Genomic DNA, 16,724 nt, shown 5'->3' with positions numbered 1-16,724 from the left:
GGTTCATCAATGACTGACATCATCAAGCACGAGTGCGGTATCGCCATGATCCGCCTCTTGAAACCCCTCGACTATTATCAAAAAAAATATGGAACGTGGCAGTATGGCCTCGACAAGCTCTATCTGCTGATGGAGAAACAGCACAACCGGGGACAGGAAGGTGCAGGCCTGGGTGCGGTAAAGCTGGAAGCGTCTCCCGGCAACGAATTCATTTTCAGGGAGAGGGCACAGGGGTCAGGAGCCATCTCGGAGATCTTCGGGAAGGTGCACGATTCGTTCAGAGATTTCACTCCCCAACAACTTCAGGATATCGACTTTGTAAAACATTCGGTGCCGTTTGCAGCTGAGTTGTTTATCGGCCACCTGCGATACAGCACCACCGGGAAAAGCGGCATCACCTATGTCCATCCGCTGCTTCGGCGCAACAACTGGGCTTCTCGCAACCTGGCGCTGGCTGGAAATTTCAACATGACCAACGTGGACGAGATGTTCGAGCAGCTGCTCTCCGAGGGGCAGCATCCACGCGATTACGCCGACACCTTCGTGATGCTGGAGACCCTTGGCCACTATCTCGACCGGGAAGTGCAGTACCAGTATGACAAGATCGACAAAACAGGATTGAGCGGCCCGGAGATTAGTCGCCTTATCGAGGAGAAGCTGGACATACCATTTCTGCTGAAGCGGGCCAGTAAGTTATGGGATGGCGGGTATGCCCTTTGTGGACTGATTGGCTGTGGCGACACCTTTACCTTGCGAGATCCGTGGGGAATCCGTTCGGCATTCTACTATCACGACGATGAGGTTGCAGTGGTGGCATCTGAACGGCCCGTCATCCAGACGGCATTCAACCTGAAAAAAGATGATATCCGTGAACTACAGCCCGGTGAAGCCTTTATCGTGAAGCGGAACGGCACCATAATGAACCGGCAGATCTTGGAACCAAAAGAAAAAATAACCCCCTGCTCCTTTGAGCGGATCTATTTCTCGCGGGGGTCTGATTACGATATCTACCGCGAGAGGAAGAGACTGGGCGAACTTCTTGTGCCCAAAATTGTTGAGACAATAGGGAATGATTTCGACAACACCGTCTTCTCGTTTATCCCCAACACGGCCGAGGTGGCCTACTTCGGCATGCTGGAAGGGTTGGAAAAGCGCTTCAATCAGAACAAGGCGATCGAGCTGCTCGAGAAACGGGATGAGTTGACTGCCGAGGAGGTGGAGAAGATACTCTCCAAAAGGGTACGATCGGAAAAGGTGGCGATCAAGGATATCAAGCTGCGCACATTCATCGCGCAGGGCAAATCGAGGAACGACCTGGCAGCCCACGTTTACGACATTACTTACGGATCGTTGAAGCGGGGAAAGGACACGCTGGTGATTATCGACGACAGCATCGTGCGGGGAACAACCTTGAAACAGAGCATTATCAAGATTCTCGACAGGCTGGATCCAAAAAAGATAGTCATTGTCTCCTCTTCGCCGCAGATTCGCTATCCCGACTGCTACGGTATCGACATGTCGCGCATGAGTGAATTCATCGCATTCAAAGCGGCGATCAATCTGCTGGAAGAGCGGGGCATGCAGCACATCATCCAGGATGTATATGAGAAGTGCGTTGCCCAGAGCCGGAAGAAGAAGGAGGAGATGGTCAATTACGTGAAAGAGATCTATGCACCCTTTACTGAAGAGGAGATCTCGGACAAGATTGCCGAGATGCTGACCGACAAGGATATCAAGGCGGAGGTGAAGATCGTGTTCCAGTCGATCGAAGATCTGCATAAGGCGTGTCCCAATAATACGGGCGACTGGTACTTCTCGGGCAACTACCCCACTCCGGGCGGCAACAGACTGGTGAACAATGCATTTATCAACTATGTAGAAGGGCAGGAGAACAGGGTGTATCAATATTCGTTGAACTTTTCAAACGGCACTAAATGATAGAACGCATCGTCATCCTCGAAAATGTGGATCCGGTTGTATTTTTCGGGATTAACAACAGCAACGTACAACTGCTGAAAACGCTATTCCCGAAACTTCGTATCGTAGCCCGCGGCAATGTAATCAAAGTGATCGGCGACGAAAATGAACTGAACACATTCGAAGAGAAGGTGCACGAGTTGGAGAAGTTCAGCATCGAAATGAACCTGCTGAAGGAGGAGGATATCCTGGATATCGTGAAGGGAAAGGCTCCAACGGTTGTAAACCAGGACAACCTGATCATCCACGGGTTGAACGGCAAGCCGATCCTGGCCCGGACAGCCAACCAGAAGAAACTGGTGGACGCATTCGGCACGAATGATCTGGTCTTCGCCATCGGCCCCGCCGGCTCGGGAAAGACATACACAGCCATAGCGCTGGCAGTAAGAGCTTTAAAAACCAAACAGGTAAGAAAGATCATCCTCAGTCGCCCTGCCGTTGAAGCAGGTGAAAAGCTCGGATTTCTCCCTGGCGACATGAAGGAGAAGATCGATCCCTATCTTCAACCCCTTTACGATGCACTGGAGGATATGATTCCCCCCTTGAAACTCAAGGAGTATATCGAAAACAAGATTATCCAGATCGCACCGCTCGCCTTTATGCGCGGACGCACACTGAACGATGCGATAATCATCCTCGACGAGGCGCAAAACACCACCAAACAGCAGATCAAGATGTTTCTTACCCGGCTGGGACTGAACGGGAAGATGATCGTCACCGGCGACGTGACGCAGATCGACCTGCCCACCTCCCAGCAGTCGGGCCTGACCCACTCGATGAACCTGCTGAAGGGGATCAAGGGGATCTCCACGGTAGAGTTTAACAAAAAAGATATCGTACGCCACAAGCTGGTTCAACGGATTGTGGAGGCATACGAGAAGGAGGTGCCGGAGCATCAATACGGCAATGAGAAAAAGAGATAATATATCGGACATCGAAAAATATTGTGCATATGCCAAACGCCCTTACAACAACCAATTACAACTTCCCCGAACAAACCAGTGTTTACCACGGAAAGGTCCGTGATGTATACAGCATCGGCCAGGACAGGCTGGTGATGATTGCCACCGACAGGATCTCGGCATTCGACGTCGTACTGCCCAAGGGAATTCCCTATAAGGGACAGGTTCTCAATCAGATTGCCTCAAAGTTTCTCGATGCAACCGCCGACATCGTCCCCAACTGGAAAATTGCATCGCCCGACCCGATGGTTACCGTTGGCATTCGGTGCGAGCCGTTCAAGGTGGAGATGGTCATCAGGGGCTATATCACCGGAAGCGCATGGCGTGAATACCAGAAAGGAGCTCGAACGCTGTGCGGGGTAACGCTACCCGAGGGGTTGCGTGAAAACCAGAAATTCGAAAAGCCGCTGATTACACCGACAACCAAAGCCGATGAGGGGCACGACGAAAACATCTCGAAAGAGGAGATCATTGCCCGTGGAGTGGTCAGCCGGGAAGATTACGAACAGCTGGAACAGTACACATACGCCCTATTTCAGCGCGGTACCGAGATGGCTGCAAAGAAAGGGTTGATCCTGGTCGATACCAAATATGAATTCGGGAAAAAAGATGGCAAGATCTACCTGATCGACGAGATCCATACCCCAGACTCCTCCCGCTATTTCTACAGCGAGGGCTACGAAGAGCGGTTCGAGAGAGGCGAGGAACAGAAGCAGCTATCGAAGGAGTTTGTCAGAAAATGGCTGATGGAGAATGGATTTCAAGGTCGTGAAGGAGAGAAGGTTCCCGAAATGAGTGAAGCGTACTGCAACACTGTTTCTGAAAGGTATATCGAGCTCTTTGAAAAGATCACCGGCGAGAAGTTCGTCAAGGCAGACACAACCGGTCTGGAGGCCCGGATTGAACGGAACATCCTCGATTTCCTGACGAAATAGAACACCATATCTTTAAAACGACACAAGATGGCCTATAACGTAGAAAAAGTTCAGCCCTACCAAACCGAAGCATCCAAGAGGGAGCAGGTGGAAGCCATGTTCAACCGGATTGCACCCAATTACGACAAACTGAACCGGTTGCTCTCGCTGGGTATCGACAACTACTGGCGCAGGGAGTCGATCGGTGCATTGAAACCCTACCACCCCAGGCTGATCCTCGACGTGGCCACCGGAACGGGCGACTTCGCCATCCTGGCAAACGAGATACTGGATCCGGAGCGGATCGTAGGCATCGACATCTCCGACGGGATGATGGCCGTTGGCAGGGAGAAGGTGAAACGGAAGGGGATGGAGCAGACCATCACCTTCGAACAGCAGGATTCTGCCGCCCTCTCCTTTCCCGAAGCATCGTTCGATGCAGTAACCGCCGCCTTCGGCGTCCGCAACTTCGAGAATATCGATAAAAGTTTCGGCGAGATCCTGCGGGTACTCAAACCGGGGGGGGTGTTCCTGTTTCTCGAACTGACCACGCCCGAAAAAACCCCGATGAAGGAGCTCTTCTCCCTCTATTCGAAATATGTGATGCCGCTTCTTTCCAACAGCGTGGCAACCGAGCAGCGGGCCTATCGCTACCTGCCCGAGTCGATTGCCGCCTTTCCGCAAGGCAGGGAGATGATGCTGATCCTGAAGAAGAACGGCTTCCGGAACATCCGGTTAAGACGGTTTACGCTGGGAATTGCAACACTCTACATCGCGGAAAAATAATGGTACGCACCTACGGACTGATCGGCTTTCCCTTAAAACACTCCTTCTCGGCGAAGTTCTTTACTGAAAAATTCGCACGCGAAGGCATCGATGCGGAATATCTCAACTTCGAGATCGAAGATATCCTGCAGTTACGTGAAGTGATTCTCTTCAACCAGCACCTGTACGGACTCAACGTCACCATCCCCTACAAGGAGAAGGTGATCCCTTTTCTCGACAGGATAACACCCGAAGCGGAACGGATTGGTGCTGTAAATACCATCAAGATTGAGCGTGAGCCCAGAAACATGTACTTCTACCGCCTCACCGGATATAATACCGACTATATCGGATTCAAGAATTCGATAGAGCCGCTGATCCGCCCGGAACTTCACAGGAAAGCGCTCATACTGGGAACGGGAGGCGCATCGAAAGCAGTGAGAGCGGTCTTCGACGAGATGCATATCGGCTGGAAAGAGGTATCGCGAACGGCAGCAGCCGGCAGGTTTACCTACGGTGAACTGGACGAGGCGATCTTGCGCGAATACACGATCATTGTAAACTGTTCCCCGGTAGGCACCTTTCCAGATGTGGAGGTGTGCCCCCAAGTACCCTACCATCTCCTTACCCCCGCTCACCTGCTCTACGACCTGGTCTACAACCCGGCCGAGACCCTCTTTCTAAAAAAGGGGAGGGAACAGGGCGCCACCGTCAAGAACGGCGCCGAGATGCTGGAGTTGCAGGCACTTGCAGCCTGGGAGATCTGGGGTAGCAAGTAAAAACTCACCGCATCGATCGGTATCGAAGCGGTGAGCCGTTGTGCTGACCCATTGCCGTTTGCAACGAATCAGGAACGTGTGGACAGTGTAGTGTTTGCCAGATTGGCTCAGGGAAGTTCCTGCAACTCTTTCTCTTCTTCAACTTCAATGTTCAGGACCGGTTTCTCCCAGACAATTTCCACCCCTTCGTTGTTGAAATAGAACACCTTGGATGACTGGTCCACCTTGCTTGTCGCTTTTACTTTCGTCACCTGCTTCTCTGCGTTGTACTTGAGTGAATCGACGGTATAGGTCTCACCCAAAGCATTGACGGCAGCCTGCACTTTTTCGTTCAACTCCTCAAATTTGATATCGGTAAACCGATCATCTTCGAGGAGGAGTTCCCGGACGGAATCCTCCGTTACCGTGGCTACACCCTGTGCTACGGATATTGCAAATAAACCTGATATGGCCATCGCCATCGACACAATAACTTTTTTCATAATCTTCCTTTTTTAATAATTCTCGATAATCCTTTTTTCTTCTTACCTGTTTAATTAAACAGCATCAACTATAAGACAAATACCGTGCAGGAAAACCCCGCGCCTGCTCATCACCTACTCATTTTACAATGACACAACATATTACACAAACATGACCCGCACCGCCACCCTACACCGGATGTGTGGAACAGGTGTGGAAAGTGTGGAAAATCTCCACACCCGATTACCAGGTTGTCAAAAAAAAATCCCTACTTTTGGAGAAAAACTGGCAGCCCATGAAGAAAGGAGCGGACTACTCGCTGGAGCGTCGGATCGGGGTGAAGATCGGGTTACTGCTCCTGATCGTCATCCTTTACGTTGCAGGGATATTCATCTACTCCCTGAGAATGAAAAGAGATCTGGATGTTCAAAAGGTGGAGATTGCCTCAGCCAACGAACTGTTGGCACAAAGCAACCGCCTGGTGCTTTCCGTTCAACAGGCGCAGGAGGTGCTAAACCAATACCTGATGCATCCTAAATCGACGGTTCTACAACAGTACGACTCCATTTCGGCAACCATTCCGGTTCAGATAGCCCGGCTGAAACAGCTGGCATCGCAGCGTGACCGGGAGCTCTACCTGGAGAGCATGGATTCGTTGCTGAACGAAAAGAGGAGGATTGTCAACCAGTTGACTCTCCAGTTCCGCTCACAAAGTCCGATCAGGGAGATCAACAGGAAACTGGAGAGATACAATGACCTGGTTCTCGATTCGGTAGTGGTCACGACCAACGAAGACACCACCCTTGTGGTAAAGGATAAGAAAGGGTTGTGGACCCGCCTGAAAAAGCTGGTCAATCCAAACCGGGTTCCCGACACCATCATCAGCGTAACCCGGGTGGAACAGGAAACCCGGCTCACCTCCAGGATAGATACCGCCGTATACAGTGACCTGAAAAGCGTCACCCAGGTTGCTTCGGAACACTATTCAACCCAGTTGTCAGGTATAGAAAAACGGGTACGTGAACTGATCCTTGCCGAACAGAACATCTCCCTGCAAATCTCCCAGCTTTTGAGCCAATTCTACAACGAGGCTACTGCTGTTTCGCAACAAGGCATAGAGAGTAGCGAACGGCTCACTCTCAGAATCTTCACCTTTGCTGTTGTCATTGGCTCCCTGTCACTGATGCTGATCCTGGTCATTATCCTCCTTATTGCCGACGACCTGAAGCAGGGTCAGCGGGCCCGTCTCGATCTGGCCAGGGAGAAACAAAATACCGAATCATTGATGGAGAGCCGCCATCAGCTGCTCCTTTCCGTGTCGCACGACATCAAGACTCCACTCAGCTCCATGATGGGATACATGGAGATGTGGCAGGATGAGCATATCCCGGAAAGTATCAAAAAACAGTTACGGTCGGCACTTAACTCCGGGAAACATATCCTGAGCATGCTCATGAATCTTCTTGAATTCTCCAGGCTTGAAAGAAATGCAGGCGAGTTGCACCTCAGCCGCTTCAACCTGTCGGAACTGCTGGAAGAGATTATCCGGCTGTTCAGGCCGCTTACGGAAAACAAAAAACTGGATATTGAACTCGAAGAGCTGATTGAGCCGCCTTGCTACATCGAAACGGACCATACGGTGCTCAGACAGATATTGATCAACGTCGTCTCCAATGCAGTCAAATATAGTGTGGAAGGAGGAGTAACCATCCGTTCATACTACGAAAACGGACTGGTATTCAGCATTAGGGATACCGGCATTGGGATGAATGAAAGCGATCTCCGGGAGATATTCAAGCCATTCTCCCGGATAGAAAACCCGCTGAAGGCCGAAGGAAACGGCTTCGGAATGTATGTTACCCAGGGGCTTGTCCATTTGCTGAACGGCGAGATTACCGTTCGATCGGGAAAAGGGGAAGGGACCTGTGTCACTATAAGACTGCCGCTTCATCCCGTGGAAGCACCGGCAGACGAAAACGGCAAAGGGTTTCATCCGCCGCTGAAAAACTACCGGAAAGTCCTTCTCTTCGAAGATGATCTCCCGTTGGGGAATCTGATCAGGGAGTTCTTGCAGCGACGAGGATTCAAGGTGAAGGTCTGCAGTGACAGTCGCGACATTGAGGGATTTGTCAACCATCTGTCGCTGTTTAACATTGTCTTCACCGACATGCAGATGCCAACCGTCACTGGAAATGAGATTCTGGAGAAAATCCGGAAAGTGAACGCCAGCATCCCGGTCTGGCTGATAAGCGCCCACGGCGATTACAACGGCAAAAGAGCCCGTTCGGAAGGATTCAGCGGTTTCATTACAAAGCCTGTCAGGCTGGAAAGGCTTGTCGACATTCTCTCGGGAGAAGGAGAAGCCATGAAGGAAGAGCCACCCCCCTTGAACGGGAAATTTCCTCAACTTGAAGCACTGTTCGGTGATGATGCCATGACGATAAGGGAGATCCTCTCCTCTTTTGTGAACACCCTCTATAGAGACACCGGGCGACTCGAAGTATCCATCCGGGAATCAGCCTTCCGCGAAGCCCAGGAGATTTGCCACAAGATCCATCCTTTTGTCTGTCAGCTCGGCGCCCGCCATCTGTGCGATGCACTGATCAGGATGGATTCGCTCCGGGGAGAGGAAGAGACGGCCTATCCTGCATGGAGAGAGGAGCTTTCGTCAACCATCCGGCAACTCAGGACCTTTGCCGACAATATACGGGAAGAGTACCTTTCCTGATACTACAGCCCATACTTGCGGAGCTTGTTGTAAAGTGTCTTCCGGTCTATACGCAAGAGAAGGGCTGCCCTCGATTTGTTCCCTCCGGCCTTCTCCAGCGCCTGCACGATCTTTTCTTTCTCCTCTTCTGGAGAAACGGTCAATGCAACATCCTCCCTCATATCTGGCTCAACAGGCTTTTCCCGCAAAAGCGGCAAATTTTCCATCGTGAGACTATCCCCGTTGGAGAAGAGGACGGCACGGCGAATGACATTCCTCAACTCCCGCAGGTTACCTGGCCAGGAGTATGCCTCCAGACGGGAAAGGAGTTCGCCCGAGATCTGTTTGACCTGCTTGTCGAGTTCAACATTTGCCTCAGCCACAAAATGTTCTACATATAGTGGAATATCTTCTCTACATGCCCTTAATGGGGGTACCTCGATGATAAATTCATTGAGCCGGTGAAAGAGATCTTCCCTAAAACGTCCCAATGCAATCGCTTTCTCCAGGTTTTCATTGGTTGCGGTAATAATCCGCACGTCGACCTCCAGATCGGAGGTGGTTCCTACCGGTCTGATCTTCTTCTCCTGCAGTGCTCTGAGCAATTGCACCTGAACGCCATGCGGCAGGTTTCCCACCTCATCCAGAAAGAGCGTGCCGCCGTTTGCTTCCGCAAAGAAACCGGTCCGATCCTCAATGGCCGATGTAAAAGCGCCTCTCTTGTGCCCGAAGAGTTCACTCGGCGCCAGTTCCATGGAGAGACTTCCGCAGTCGACAGCAACAAAAGGAGCCTTGGCACGCAGGCTCCGGTCATGTATCATCCTTGCCGCATGCTCCTTTCCAGTACCGCTTTCTCCGATGAGCATTACGGCCATCGAGGTGGGTGCAACCGTGTTGATAAACGAGTACATCCGTGTGGAGAGGGGACTCCGTCCCTCAACGGTCCTTCTGACGCCGTTCTCTCCTCTCTTCGTCTGGCGGCCTCCTCTTTCACTATTTTTTTCGCTCTTCCTGCCCCTGAGGGCAGCCTCGATCTTCTCCGCCAGTATCGATGGATTGATAGGCTTTTCCAGAAAATCAAAAGCGCCCAGCTTTATCGCTGAAACCGCTGTCTGGATCTCTCCATATCCGGTCATGATAATGACCGGGAGCGAGAGATCTCTCTCGTTCATCCAGGAGAGCAGCATGATGCCGTCACCGTCCGGCAGGCGCAGATCCGACAAGACAATGTCGTATGCCGAACGGGATAGGGATTCCTGTGCCGATACCATTCCCGTGCACCACTTCGCCGAAAAGCCGTTCTTCTCAAACCACTTCTGAAGCATGGTTCCAAAAGGGATGTCGTCTTCAACTATTAAAATCTTTCCATTCACGTAAGCAAGAATTGACCTCGTAAAGATAGTTTTTTATTTTTTATCTGCTCTTTACCGCCGGCTACTTTTAAAAAACCGCAGATACAAAGGCAGGGATTAAGCTTTTTCCAAGTGGAGGGTTCCGGTCACGCAAGAATTGAGTATATTTGAGGTCTGAAAAGAGATGCTTCATGAATGCTATACACGATAATGAATATGGGCGGCGACTCTCCCGGCTGCAACAGACCATCCGCAACCTGCAGGCAGATGCCTGTATCATCTCCACTTCGGTAAACCAGTTTTATCTGCTTGGTCATATTTTCGACGGCTACATCTATCTCCTGCCCGACGGGGAACCGCTCCTCTTTGTAAAGCGGCCCGCCGGTATTACAGGTGGCAGGGTCAATTATATCCGAAAACCGGAACAGCTCCCCGAGCTCCTTAGCCAAAGCAGGATAGAATTGCCTCAAAGGGTACTGGTGGAGTGCGACAGTATCTCTTATAGCGCCATCTCCAGGCTCCAGAGTGCCCTTGGGATGCCTGAGCTGATAAACGTTTCGGGAGAGATCCGCCGTATCCGCAGCATAAAATCGGAGTATGAACTGGAGCAGCTGCGCCGTTCTGCCGATATCCACGCCGCGGTCTACCGGCAGATCCCGCATATCTACCGTGAAGGGATGACCGACATACAATTCCAGATCGAACTGGAACGGGAGATGCGCCTGGCCGGCTCGGCAGGAATTTTCCGCACATTTGGCGAGAACATGGAGATCTTTATGGGAAGCATCCTTGCCGGAGAGAATGCCCAATCGGCCTCACCATTCGATTTTGCACTGGGTGGAGAGGGGTTGTCGCCACTGCTTCCGATTGGCGCCAATGGCACTAAACTTATCCCGGGAACCACCTTGATGGTGGATATGGCGGGCAACTACACTCCCTGGATGAGCGACATGACCCGGACATTTGCAATAGGCGAGGTGCCGGAGATAGCCCACAGGGCACACCGTCTCTCCATCGACATTTGCAACGCCATCGCCGGAACAGCCAGGCCAGGTACACCCTGCGCCGATCTCTACGCCCTTGCCGAAGAGATGGTAAAGAAAAATGGTCTTGCCGACTTCTTCATGGGAACAAAACAGCAGGCCAAGTTCGTGGGGCACGGTATAGGGTTGGAGATCAACGAACCTCCTGTGCTGGCACCCCGGTCGAAGGAGCTCCTGGAGTGCGGCATGACGATTGCCGTGGAACCCAAATTTGTCCTTCCAGCCATTGGAGCAGTAGGGATAGAGAACAGCTATATCGTCCAACAAAACGGACTGGAGAAGATTACCCGCTACGAAGAGGAACTGACCTCCCTCTCATAGAGACCCGCCCTTTAGGACACTTATACAAATTTCTCCCGCCGCTGCAGGTTGAGGAAGCCGATCATCAACCAGACAACCGCCCCTATCACCAGAAAAATCCTGCTCTTCAGGATGGTGTTCTGCCAGATCAGGGGATGGATTTCAGATGGAGTGGCAAACGGATTCAAGAAGATATTCCAGTAGGAGAGGGAGAGCTGCCTGTTGCCTCTCATGAAGATGAAGAGGGCAAGGCCGAGAACGATCATGATGACGGCGGTCCCGTTCCCGCTCCGGGTAATGGTGGAGAACATAAAGGCCAGGTTTCCGAAAAAGAGCATCGGGAAAAGGAGCTGGAATGCCATCTCTGAGATGTTGACCGGATAGAGCAGCAGGCGGGCAACATATCCAAAAAGGAGCAGGATGAAGAAGTTGGCCACATACATCATCAACATCCGTACCCCCCACACCTTGTAGCGATAATTGGGTATGCCGAAAATGATCTCCAGTATCCGGTTATCCTCATCATTCTGGATGCCGAAGACCACCGGATAGAAGATCAGCAGCAGACAAGGAAACAACAACAGGTTATAGACGGAACCTTCGTTGATCTCCACCCTGTTCCACGCCTGCTGAAACATGAAAAAGGCGAAGAAGAGAAAGGCCGCCAGCAGGAACCAGAAGAACTTTCCGGCAAAAACAACTTTCAGGTTATACCGGATAACCCGGATGATCATGTCACTATACTCTTTTACACTCATAACGTCAGATATTTTTAAGCAGACAGAGGTAGGCATCCTCCAGGTTGGCCTCCACCCTGACCGCACCCGGATAGGGCTGTTCCACCGAGATGTAACGTACCTGTATCCGGTCGTCATGCTGGATATTATGAACCACCAACGACTTGTCCAGCACCTCCTCGAACGCCTCCTTGTCGATCAGGAACTGCCACACCTTGCCCTCAGCCATACCCACCATCTTTTCGGGTACACCGAAATATTTCAATTCCCCCTTGTCCACCACCACAACCTGGTTGCATGAACTGGAGATATCTTCGATGATGTGGGTGGAGAAGATGACGATCCGCTCCTTGCTCAACTCTACCAGCAGGTTCCTGAAGCGGATCCGTTCACGCGGATCGAGTCCGGCGGTAGGTTCATCCACCACCAGGATACGTGGCAGGTTCAGCAGTATCAGGGCAATTCCGATGCGCTGTTTCATCCCTCCCGAGAAAGATCCGATCTTGTCGTTCCGCCGCTCGTACATGTGGACCGATTTCAGCACATACTCAATCCGCTCCTCCCGCAAACCGCGGCTGGTCAACCCTTTCAATATGGCCTGGTAATCGAGGAACTCCCAGGCGGTCATGTTTTCATACATCCCAAACTCCTGAGGCAGGAAACCGATCAATCCCTGCAGCTCCTCCCTATATTGGCGAGTATCCAGCCCGTTGATCCAGATGGTGCCATAGCTCTGGTCCAGAATCCCCGTAATGATGCGCATCAGGGTAGACTTGCCGGCACCGTTGGGTCCGAGCAGCCCGAACATGCCGGTTCTGATCTCGAACGAGACGCTACGTAACGCCTTGAATGGCCTGCGCCGTTTGCCGATCAGTGGAACAGAGATCACCATACGGAAATAGGAGCGTCTCAGACCCGCGAACTGTCCGGTAATTCGCTCGATATTGATGTTCCTGGCGTAGATGTATTGCGACGAGACATAGATGGCAATCCCCAATCCCCACAGGGCGCCGATCACCAGTACCATCGGCAGGTTGTCCAGTTTCCGGTAGAGTCCCCAGAGGATCAGCGGGGGTAGTATCCAGAAAATGAAGCGGTTCAGATACCTGACCCATCGGCCCTCCTCGAACCGGTAGAAGAGGAAACTGCGCACCTTCCGCCAGAGAGTGAGTGTTGCGGCATAGACCACGAAAGAGAAGAGGAAACCCCATGTCTTGCTTTCGAGATAGAAGTAGGTGAAGTAGAGGCCAAATCCCCAGAGGAGAAAGAGCCACGCTGCAGGGAGGATATCCCTCAACGAATGCCACTCACCGCTCAATCCGAGCCTGCGGCGGATATTGCGTCCGCTGTTCCATTCACGGATAAACCGGCCCGGGCGCTCATAGATCTTCACCAGGCTGCGTACCTCGATCCGGATCTCCTGATCCCGATCCACCACATCAGCCTTGGCGCTACGCAGACTGGACTGGATGAAATAGGTGACACCGGGTATCAATATGACCAGCAGCGTAACATAAAGAATCTGGTAGAGCAATCCGCCCGCGTAGAGGAAGACGACAGCCACTCCGGCCACAAAGAGCAGGAGATGGAGAATCTTCATCTTTTGCGCCAGGGTCCGGTACCAGCGCAACGCATTCTCCAGGCCCGTGTAGAGTGTGGGAATGATCACCAATGTCAGCAGGGTGGAGAAGGCAAGTCCACCAATAACGGTGATGCCAAACGGCGCTCCGATCGCCCCGGCATATTCGGTATCGCCCATGGCCATCGGCATCATGGCAATGATGGTAGTAATGGCGGTGATCAGGATAGGACGCATGCGCGATATCCCTGCGGTCATCAACGCCCGTTCACGCCGGAATCCCCGTTTGCGCAACAGGTTGGTATAGTCGATCAGGATAATGCCGTTGTTGACCACTACCCCCAACAGGATGAGGAACCCCATCAATGTGTTGGCGTTCAGCAGGCTGTTGCCGGTCAAGTAGAGTGCGAGCAGCGAGCCGATGGCAGCCAGGGGAATGGAAAAGAGGATGACCAGAGGGGTGGTAACCGACTCGAACACCATGGCCAGGATCATGAAGATCAGCAGGAAGGCGGCAAAGATAAGAAACTTGAAATCGGCAAACTGGTCCTCCTCGTGAATCACTTCGATGGCCACACCTGCCGGCAGGTTGTAGTTGGCAATCAGTTCGTCAATATCGCTACGGTATCCTTCTAGCAGTGATTTGGACTGCTCGATGTTGCGCTGGAAGCTGTAACGCACATCCAGTTGCTTGTCTTGGTTGACACGGATGATGCGGGAACGGCCAAAACCCTTGTTTACCGTTGCAACATCCTTCAGGCTGTGCAATCCTCCGCTGCTGTTCATGATCTGTACAGCCTGCAGGTCATCGATTGTCTTTTGCCGCAGCCGCTCCAACTCCTCCTCTTCAACCGTGCGGTCGCGAATGATGATATCGAATGACTCCTCACCCACCTTGAATGTGGTTCCCGATGAAAACTCCCGATTCAGTTCAGAGAGACCGGTAAGGATATTGGCACGGGTAATGCCGTAAGAGGTGAGCAGTATCTGGTCAAAATTGAGCGTAATCTCGGGCTGACGGCCGGTAAAGGAGACCCGGGTGTTCTGGATGAACTCCTGCTGCTCCAGCTGGTAGCGGATATCTTCAGCCACCAGTTGCATCATCTCGTAATCAGAACCTTTGATTACAATCCGCTCCTGATTCTCGCCGATACCCAGCAGATTCATGAAGCCTACCATGCCGCCCAGACCGCCGCCATTTCCCTGTCCGCCGCCAGTGGGATCGGAGACGACAATCTCGGCACCTCCCACGTTGGGGATTCTCGACTGCACATCGGCCTTGATCTCCGTAATCTTCCGCTTTCCGATCTTCTGGAACTCCTCCTGCAATATCAGTGTCAAGTTGGCCCCCTCCTCGTTCACCCGACTCACCAGATCTTTCTTCTCCGGGATATCCTCCAACCGCTCCTCAATCACCCTCACCACATTATCGGTACTCTCCAGCGTACTACCGGCAGGCATGGTGACACGGATATTGAACCGGTCCGAGCTCACCTCCCGGTTCTGCTTGACAGCGGTGGAGAGCGACATCATCAGGACAGCGAAAAGGAGAACAAGCGCTCCGAAAATGGTCTTGCCCGGGTTCCTCAGGCAGCTCTTCAACAGCACAAGGTAGATCTGTATCGGCCGTTGCAGCAGCGTCACCTTCTCATAGAAGACGGTGCTACTTCTCTTGCTGCGCAGGATCAGATAGGCCGCCATCGGGACAAACAGCAGTGCCACCAGCAGCGAGACCAGCAGGGTGGAGATGATGGATATGCCAATATGGTTACCCATCAGTTTCAACAGGAAGTTCTCGGAGAATATGAAGGGGAGGAAGATGATTACGGTGGTCAATGTTGCCGCCACGATGGAACGCCACACCTCCCTGGTTCCCCGGGTGACCGATTGATCGGGTGCAAGTCCCGATCCCGACAGCCGATAGATATTCTCCAGTACCACTACGCTGTTGTCGAGCAGCATGCCGACAGCCAGTGCCATCCCTACCAGGGTCAGGCTGTTGATCGAGATTCCCGCCCAATAGAAGAAGCTGAATGCCGTATAGACCGAGATGGGAATGGAGAGGGCAATGAAAAAGACCAGCCGTACATTCTTCAGGAAGAACCAGAGTACCAGGATGGCCAGCAGCCCGCCCGTCAAGGCCAGGTTGATGATTTGGTTGATGTTCTTCTCCATCGTTTCGGCCATATTGGAATCTACCACGATCTCCACATCGTGGAGCTTCAGCTCTTCATTCAGTTGTTCAACAGCACGGAGGGTACGGTGCGAGAGATCGATCAGGTTTGCCTGCGCATCGTTGACCAGCGATACAGATACGGCCTCCTTTCCATTGACACGGCTATAGGAGGTCTCCTCCTTCAGGTCGAAAAAGATGGTGGCAATATCCTTTAGCAATACAGGACCCGGGGCAACCACAATGTTCTCCAGCTCCGACACCTTTGTATAGGTAGAGTGCACATGAACGAAATATTGGCTCTCCTTCTCCTTCACGGTACCCACAAAGACCTTCTCCCTGGCATTGCTGCTGAGCAAGCTGCTGAGTCTGGAGGGAGTGATGTTCAACGCCTTGGCGGCATCCTTGTCCAGCTGTATCTCGATGGCCCGTTCGCGGCCTCCAAAAACCTGGACGGCTGCAATCCCATCGATATTTTCCAGCTCCGATACGATCTCCTCATCCACTATGTTGCGCACCCGGTCGATGCCCCCCGAACCGCGCACCTGAAGCGACATGAAGGTGCTGTTCGCCCGCGAGAGGTCCATCTTCTGCACGCGCACGGTAAAGCCCTCCGGGAGGGATGGGGCAATCTCCTTCATCTTCTCCTCCAGCCTGAGCGAAGTGGTTTTGAAGTTCACATTGTTTTTGAAGTCGATCCGGATGGAGGACTGCCGGCTACTGACCTCGGACTCTATCCTGTCGACACCTCCAACGGAACTGATGGCTCCTTCGAGCGGAATAACCACCTCCGACTCCATATAGGCCGGATCCACATCCTGCTGTGCGCTCACCGAGACATACAACACGGGCAGTTCCGCATTGGGAAGCAGTTCAACCGGCAGCTGTTTGTACGAAACATACCCCAACAGGGTAGATGCGATAAACAACATGCAGATTGTTACTCTTCTGTTCAAAAGGAAATCCATGCGCTA

At 52.3% G+C, this 16,724-nt stretch carries 11 protein-coding genes; 7 read left to right on the top strand and 4 right to left on the bottom strand.

The features are described from left to right. Window positions 1-9: 9 nt before the first annotated feature. Genes ING2E5A_RS02860 through ING2E5A_RS02840 form a run of 5 tightly spaced genes read left to right on the top strand, consistent with a single transcriptional unit; the run spans window position 10 to window position 5,397 of the window. A complete protein-coding gene (locus ING2E5A_RS02860; protein WP_071136105.1) occupies window positions 10-1,938 on the top strand; it encodes an amidophosphoribosyltransferase in 1,929 nt (642 codons plus the stop codon). Next, window positions 1,935-2,900 (top strand): PhoH family protein, encoded by a 966-nt coding sequence (locus ING2E5A_RS02855; protein ID WP_071136104.1) that lies wholly within the window; start codon window positions 1,935-1,937, stop codon window positions 2,898-2,900. The genes ING2E5A_RS02860 and ING2E5A_RS02855 overlap by 4 nt, the downstream gene beginning before the upstream one ends. A 29-nt stretch (window positions 2,901-2,929) precedes the next feature. Next, window positions 2,930-3,874 carry a phosphoribosylaminoimidazolesuccinocarboxamide synthase gene (locus tag ING2E5A_RS02850; RefSeq protein WP_071136103.1) on the top strand — a complete coding sequence of 315 codons (945 nt, stop codon included), beginning with the start codon at window positions 2,930-2,932 and terminating at the stop codon, window positions 3,872-3,874. A 27-nt stretch (window positions 3,875-3,901) separates the two neighbouring features. Next, window positions 3,902-4,639 carry a bifunctional demethylmenaquinone methyltransferase/2-methoxy-6-polyprenyl-1,4-benzoquinol methylase UbiE gene (gene ubiE / locus ING2E5A_RS02845; protein ID WP_071136102.1) on the top strand — a complete coding sequence of 246 codons (738 nt, stop codon included), beginning with the start codon at window positions 3,902-3,904 and terminating at the stop codon, window positions 4,637-4,639. Further along, entirely contained in the window at window positions 4,639-5,397 is a 759-nt protein-coding gene (locus ING2E5A_RS02840) for a shikimate dehydrogenase family protein (protein ID WP_071136101.1), read from the top strand. Before ubiE ends, ING2E5A_RS02840 begins: the two co-directional genes overlap by 1 nt. A gap of 107 nt (window positions 5,398-5,504) precedes the next feature. Here ING2E5A_RS02840 and ING2E5A_RS02835 read toward each other — a convergent pair whose 3' ends face one another. Beyond that, window positions 5,505-5,879 (bottom strand): hypothetical protein, encoded by a 375-nt coding sequence (locus ING2E5A_RS02835; RefSeq protein WP_143102493.1) that lies wholly within the window; start codon window positions 5,877-5,879, stop codon window positions 5,505-5,507. A 275-nt stretch (window positions 5,880-6,154) separates the two neighbouring features. On the opposite strand from ING2E5A_RS02835, the gene ING2E5A_RS02830 reads away from it, so the two are divergent. After that, window positions 6,155-8,587, top strand: a complete 2,433-nt coding sequence (locus ING2E5A_RS02830; RefSeq protein ID WP_143102494.1) for an ATP-binding response regulator — start codon at window positions 6,155-6,157, stop codon at window positions 8,585-8,587. Window positions 8,588-8,589: 2 nt separating this feature from the next. Here the strand turns inward: ING2E5A_RS02830 and ING2E5A_RS02825 are convergent, their stop codons facing one another. Then, window positions 8,590-9,939, bottom strand: a complete 1,350-nt coding sequence (locus ING2E5A_RS02825; protein ID WP_154670013.1) for a sigma-54-dependent transcriptional regulator — start codon at window positions 9,937-9,939, stop codon at window positions 8,590-8,592. A 170-nt stretch (window positions 9,940-10,109) separates the two neighbouring features. On the opposite strand from ING2E5A_RS02825, the gene ING2E5A_RS02820 reads away from it, so the two are divergent. Beyond that, window positions 10,110-11,282: a M24 family metallopeptidase gene (locus ING2E5A_RS02820; RefSeq protein WP_071136097.1), complete on the top strand. Its 1,173-nt coding sequence runs from the start codon at window positions 10,110-10,112 to the stop codon at window positions 11,280-11,282. A 20-nt stretch (window positions 11,283-11,302) separates the two neighbouring features. Here the strand turns inward: ING2E5A_RS02820 and ING2E5A_RS02815 are convergent, their stop codons facing one another. Next, window positions 11,303-12,019 (bottom strand): hypothetical protein, encoded by a 717-nt coding sequence (locus tag ING2E5A_RS02815; RefSeq protein ID WP_071136096.1) that lies wholly within the window; start codon window positions 12,017-12,019, stop codon window positions 11,303-11,305. Window positions 12,020-12,023: 4 nt separating this feature from the next. Continuing rightward, window positions 12,024-16,718 (bottom strand): efflux RND transporter permease subunit, encoded by a 4,695-nt coding sequence (locus tag ING2E5A_RS02810; RefSeq protein ID WP_071136095.1) that lies wholly within the window; start codon window positions 16,716-16,718, stop codon window positions 12,024-12,026. Window positions 16,719-16,724: the final 6 nt, after the last annotated feature.

The organism is Petrimonas mucosa, from assembly GCF_900095795.1.
GTDB lineage: Bacteria > Bacteroidota > Bacteroidia > Bacteroidales > Dysgonomonadaceae > Petrimonas > Petrimonas mucosa.
Note: the sequence above shows the minus strand (reverse complement) of the source record. Positions and strands in the feature narration are given on the sequence as shown.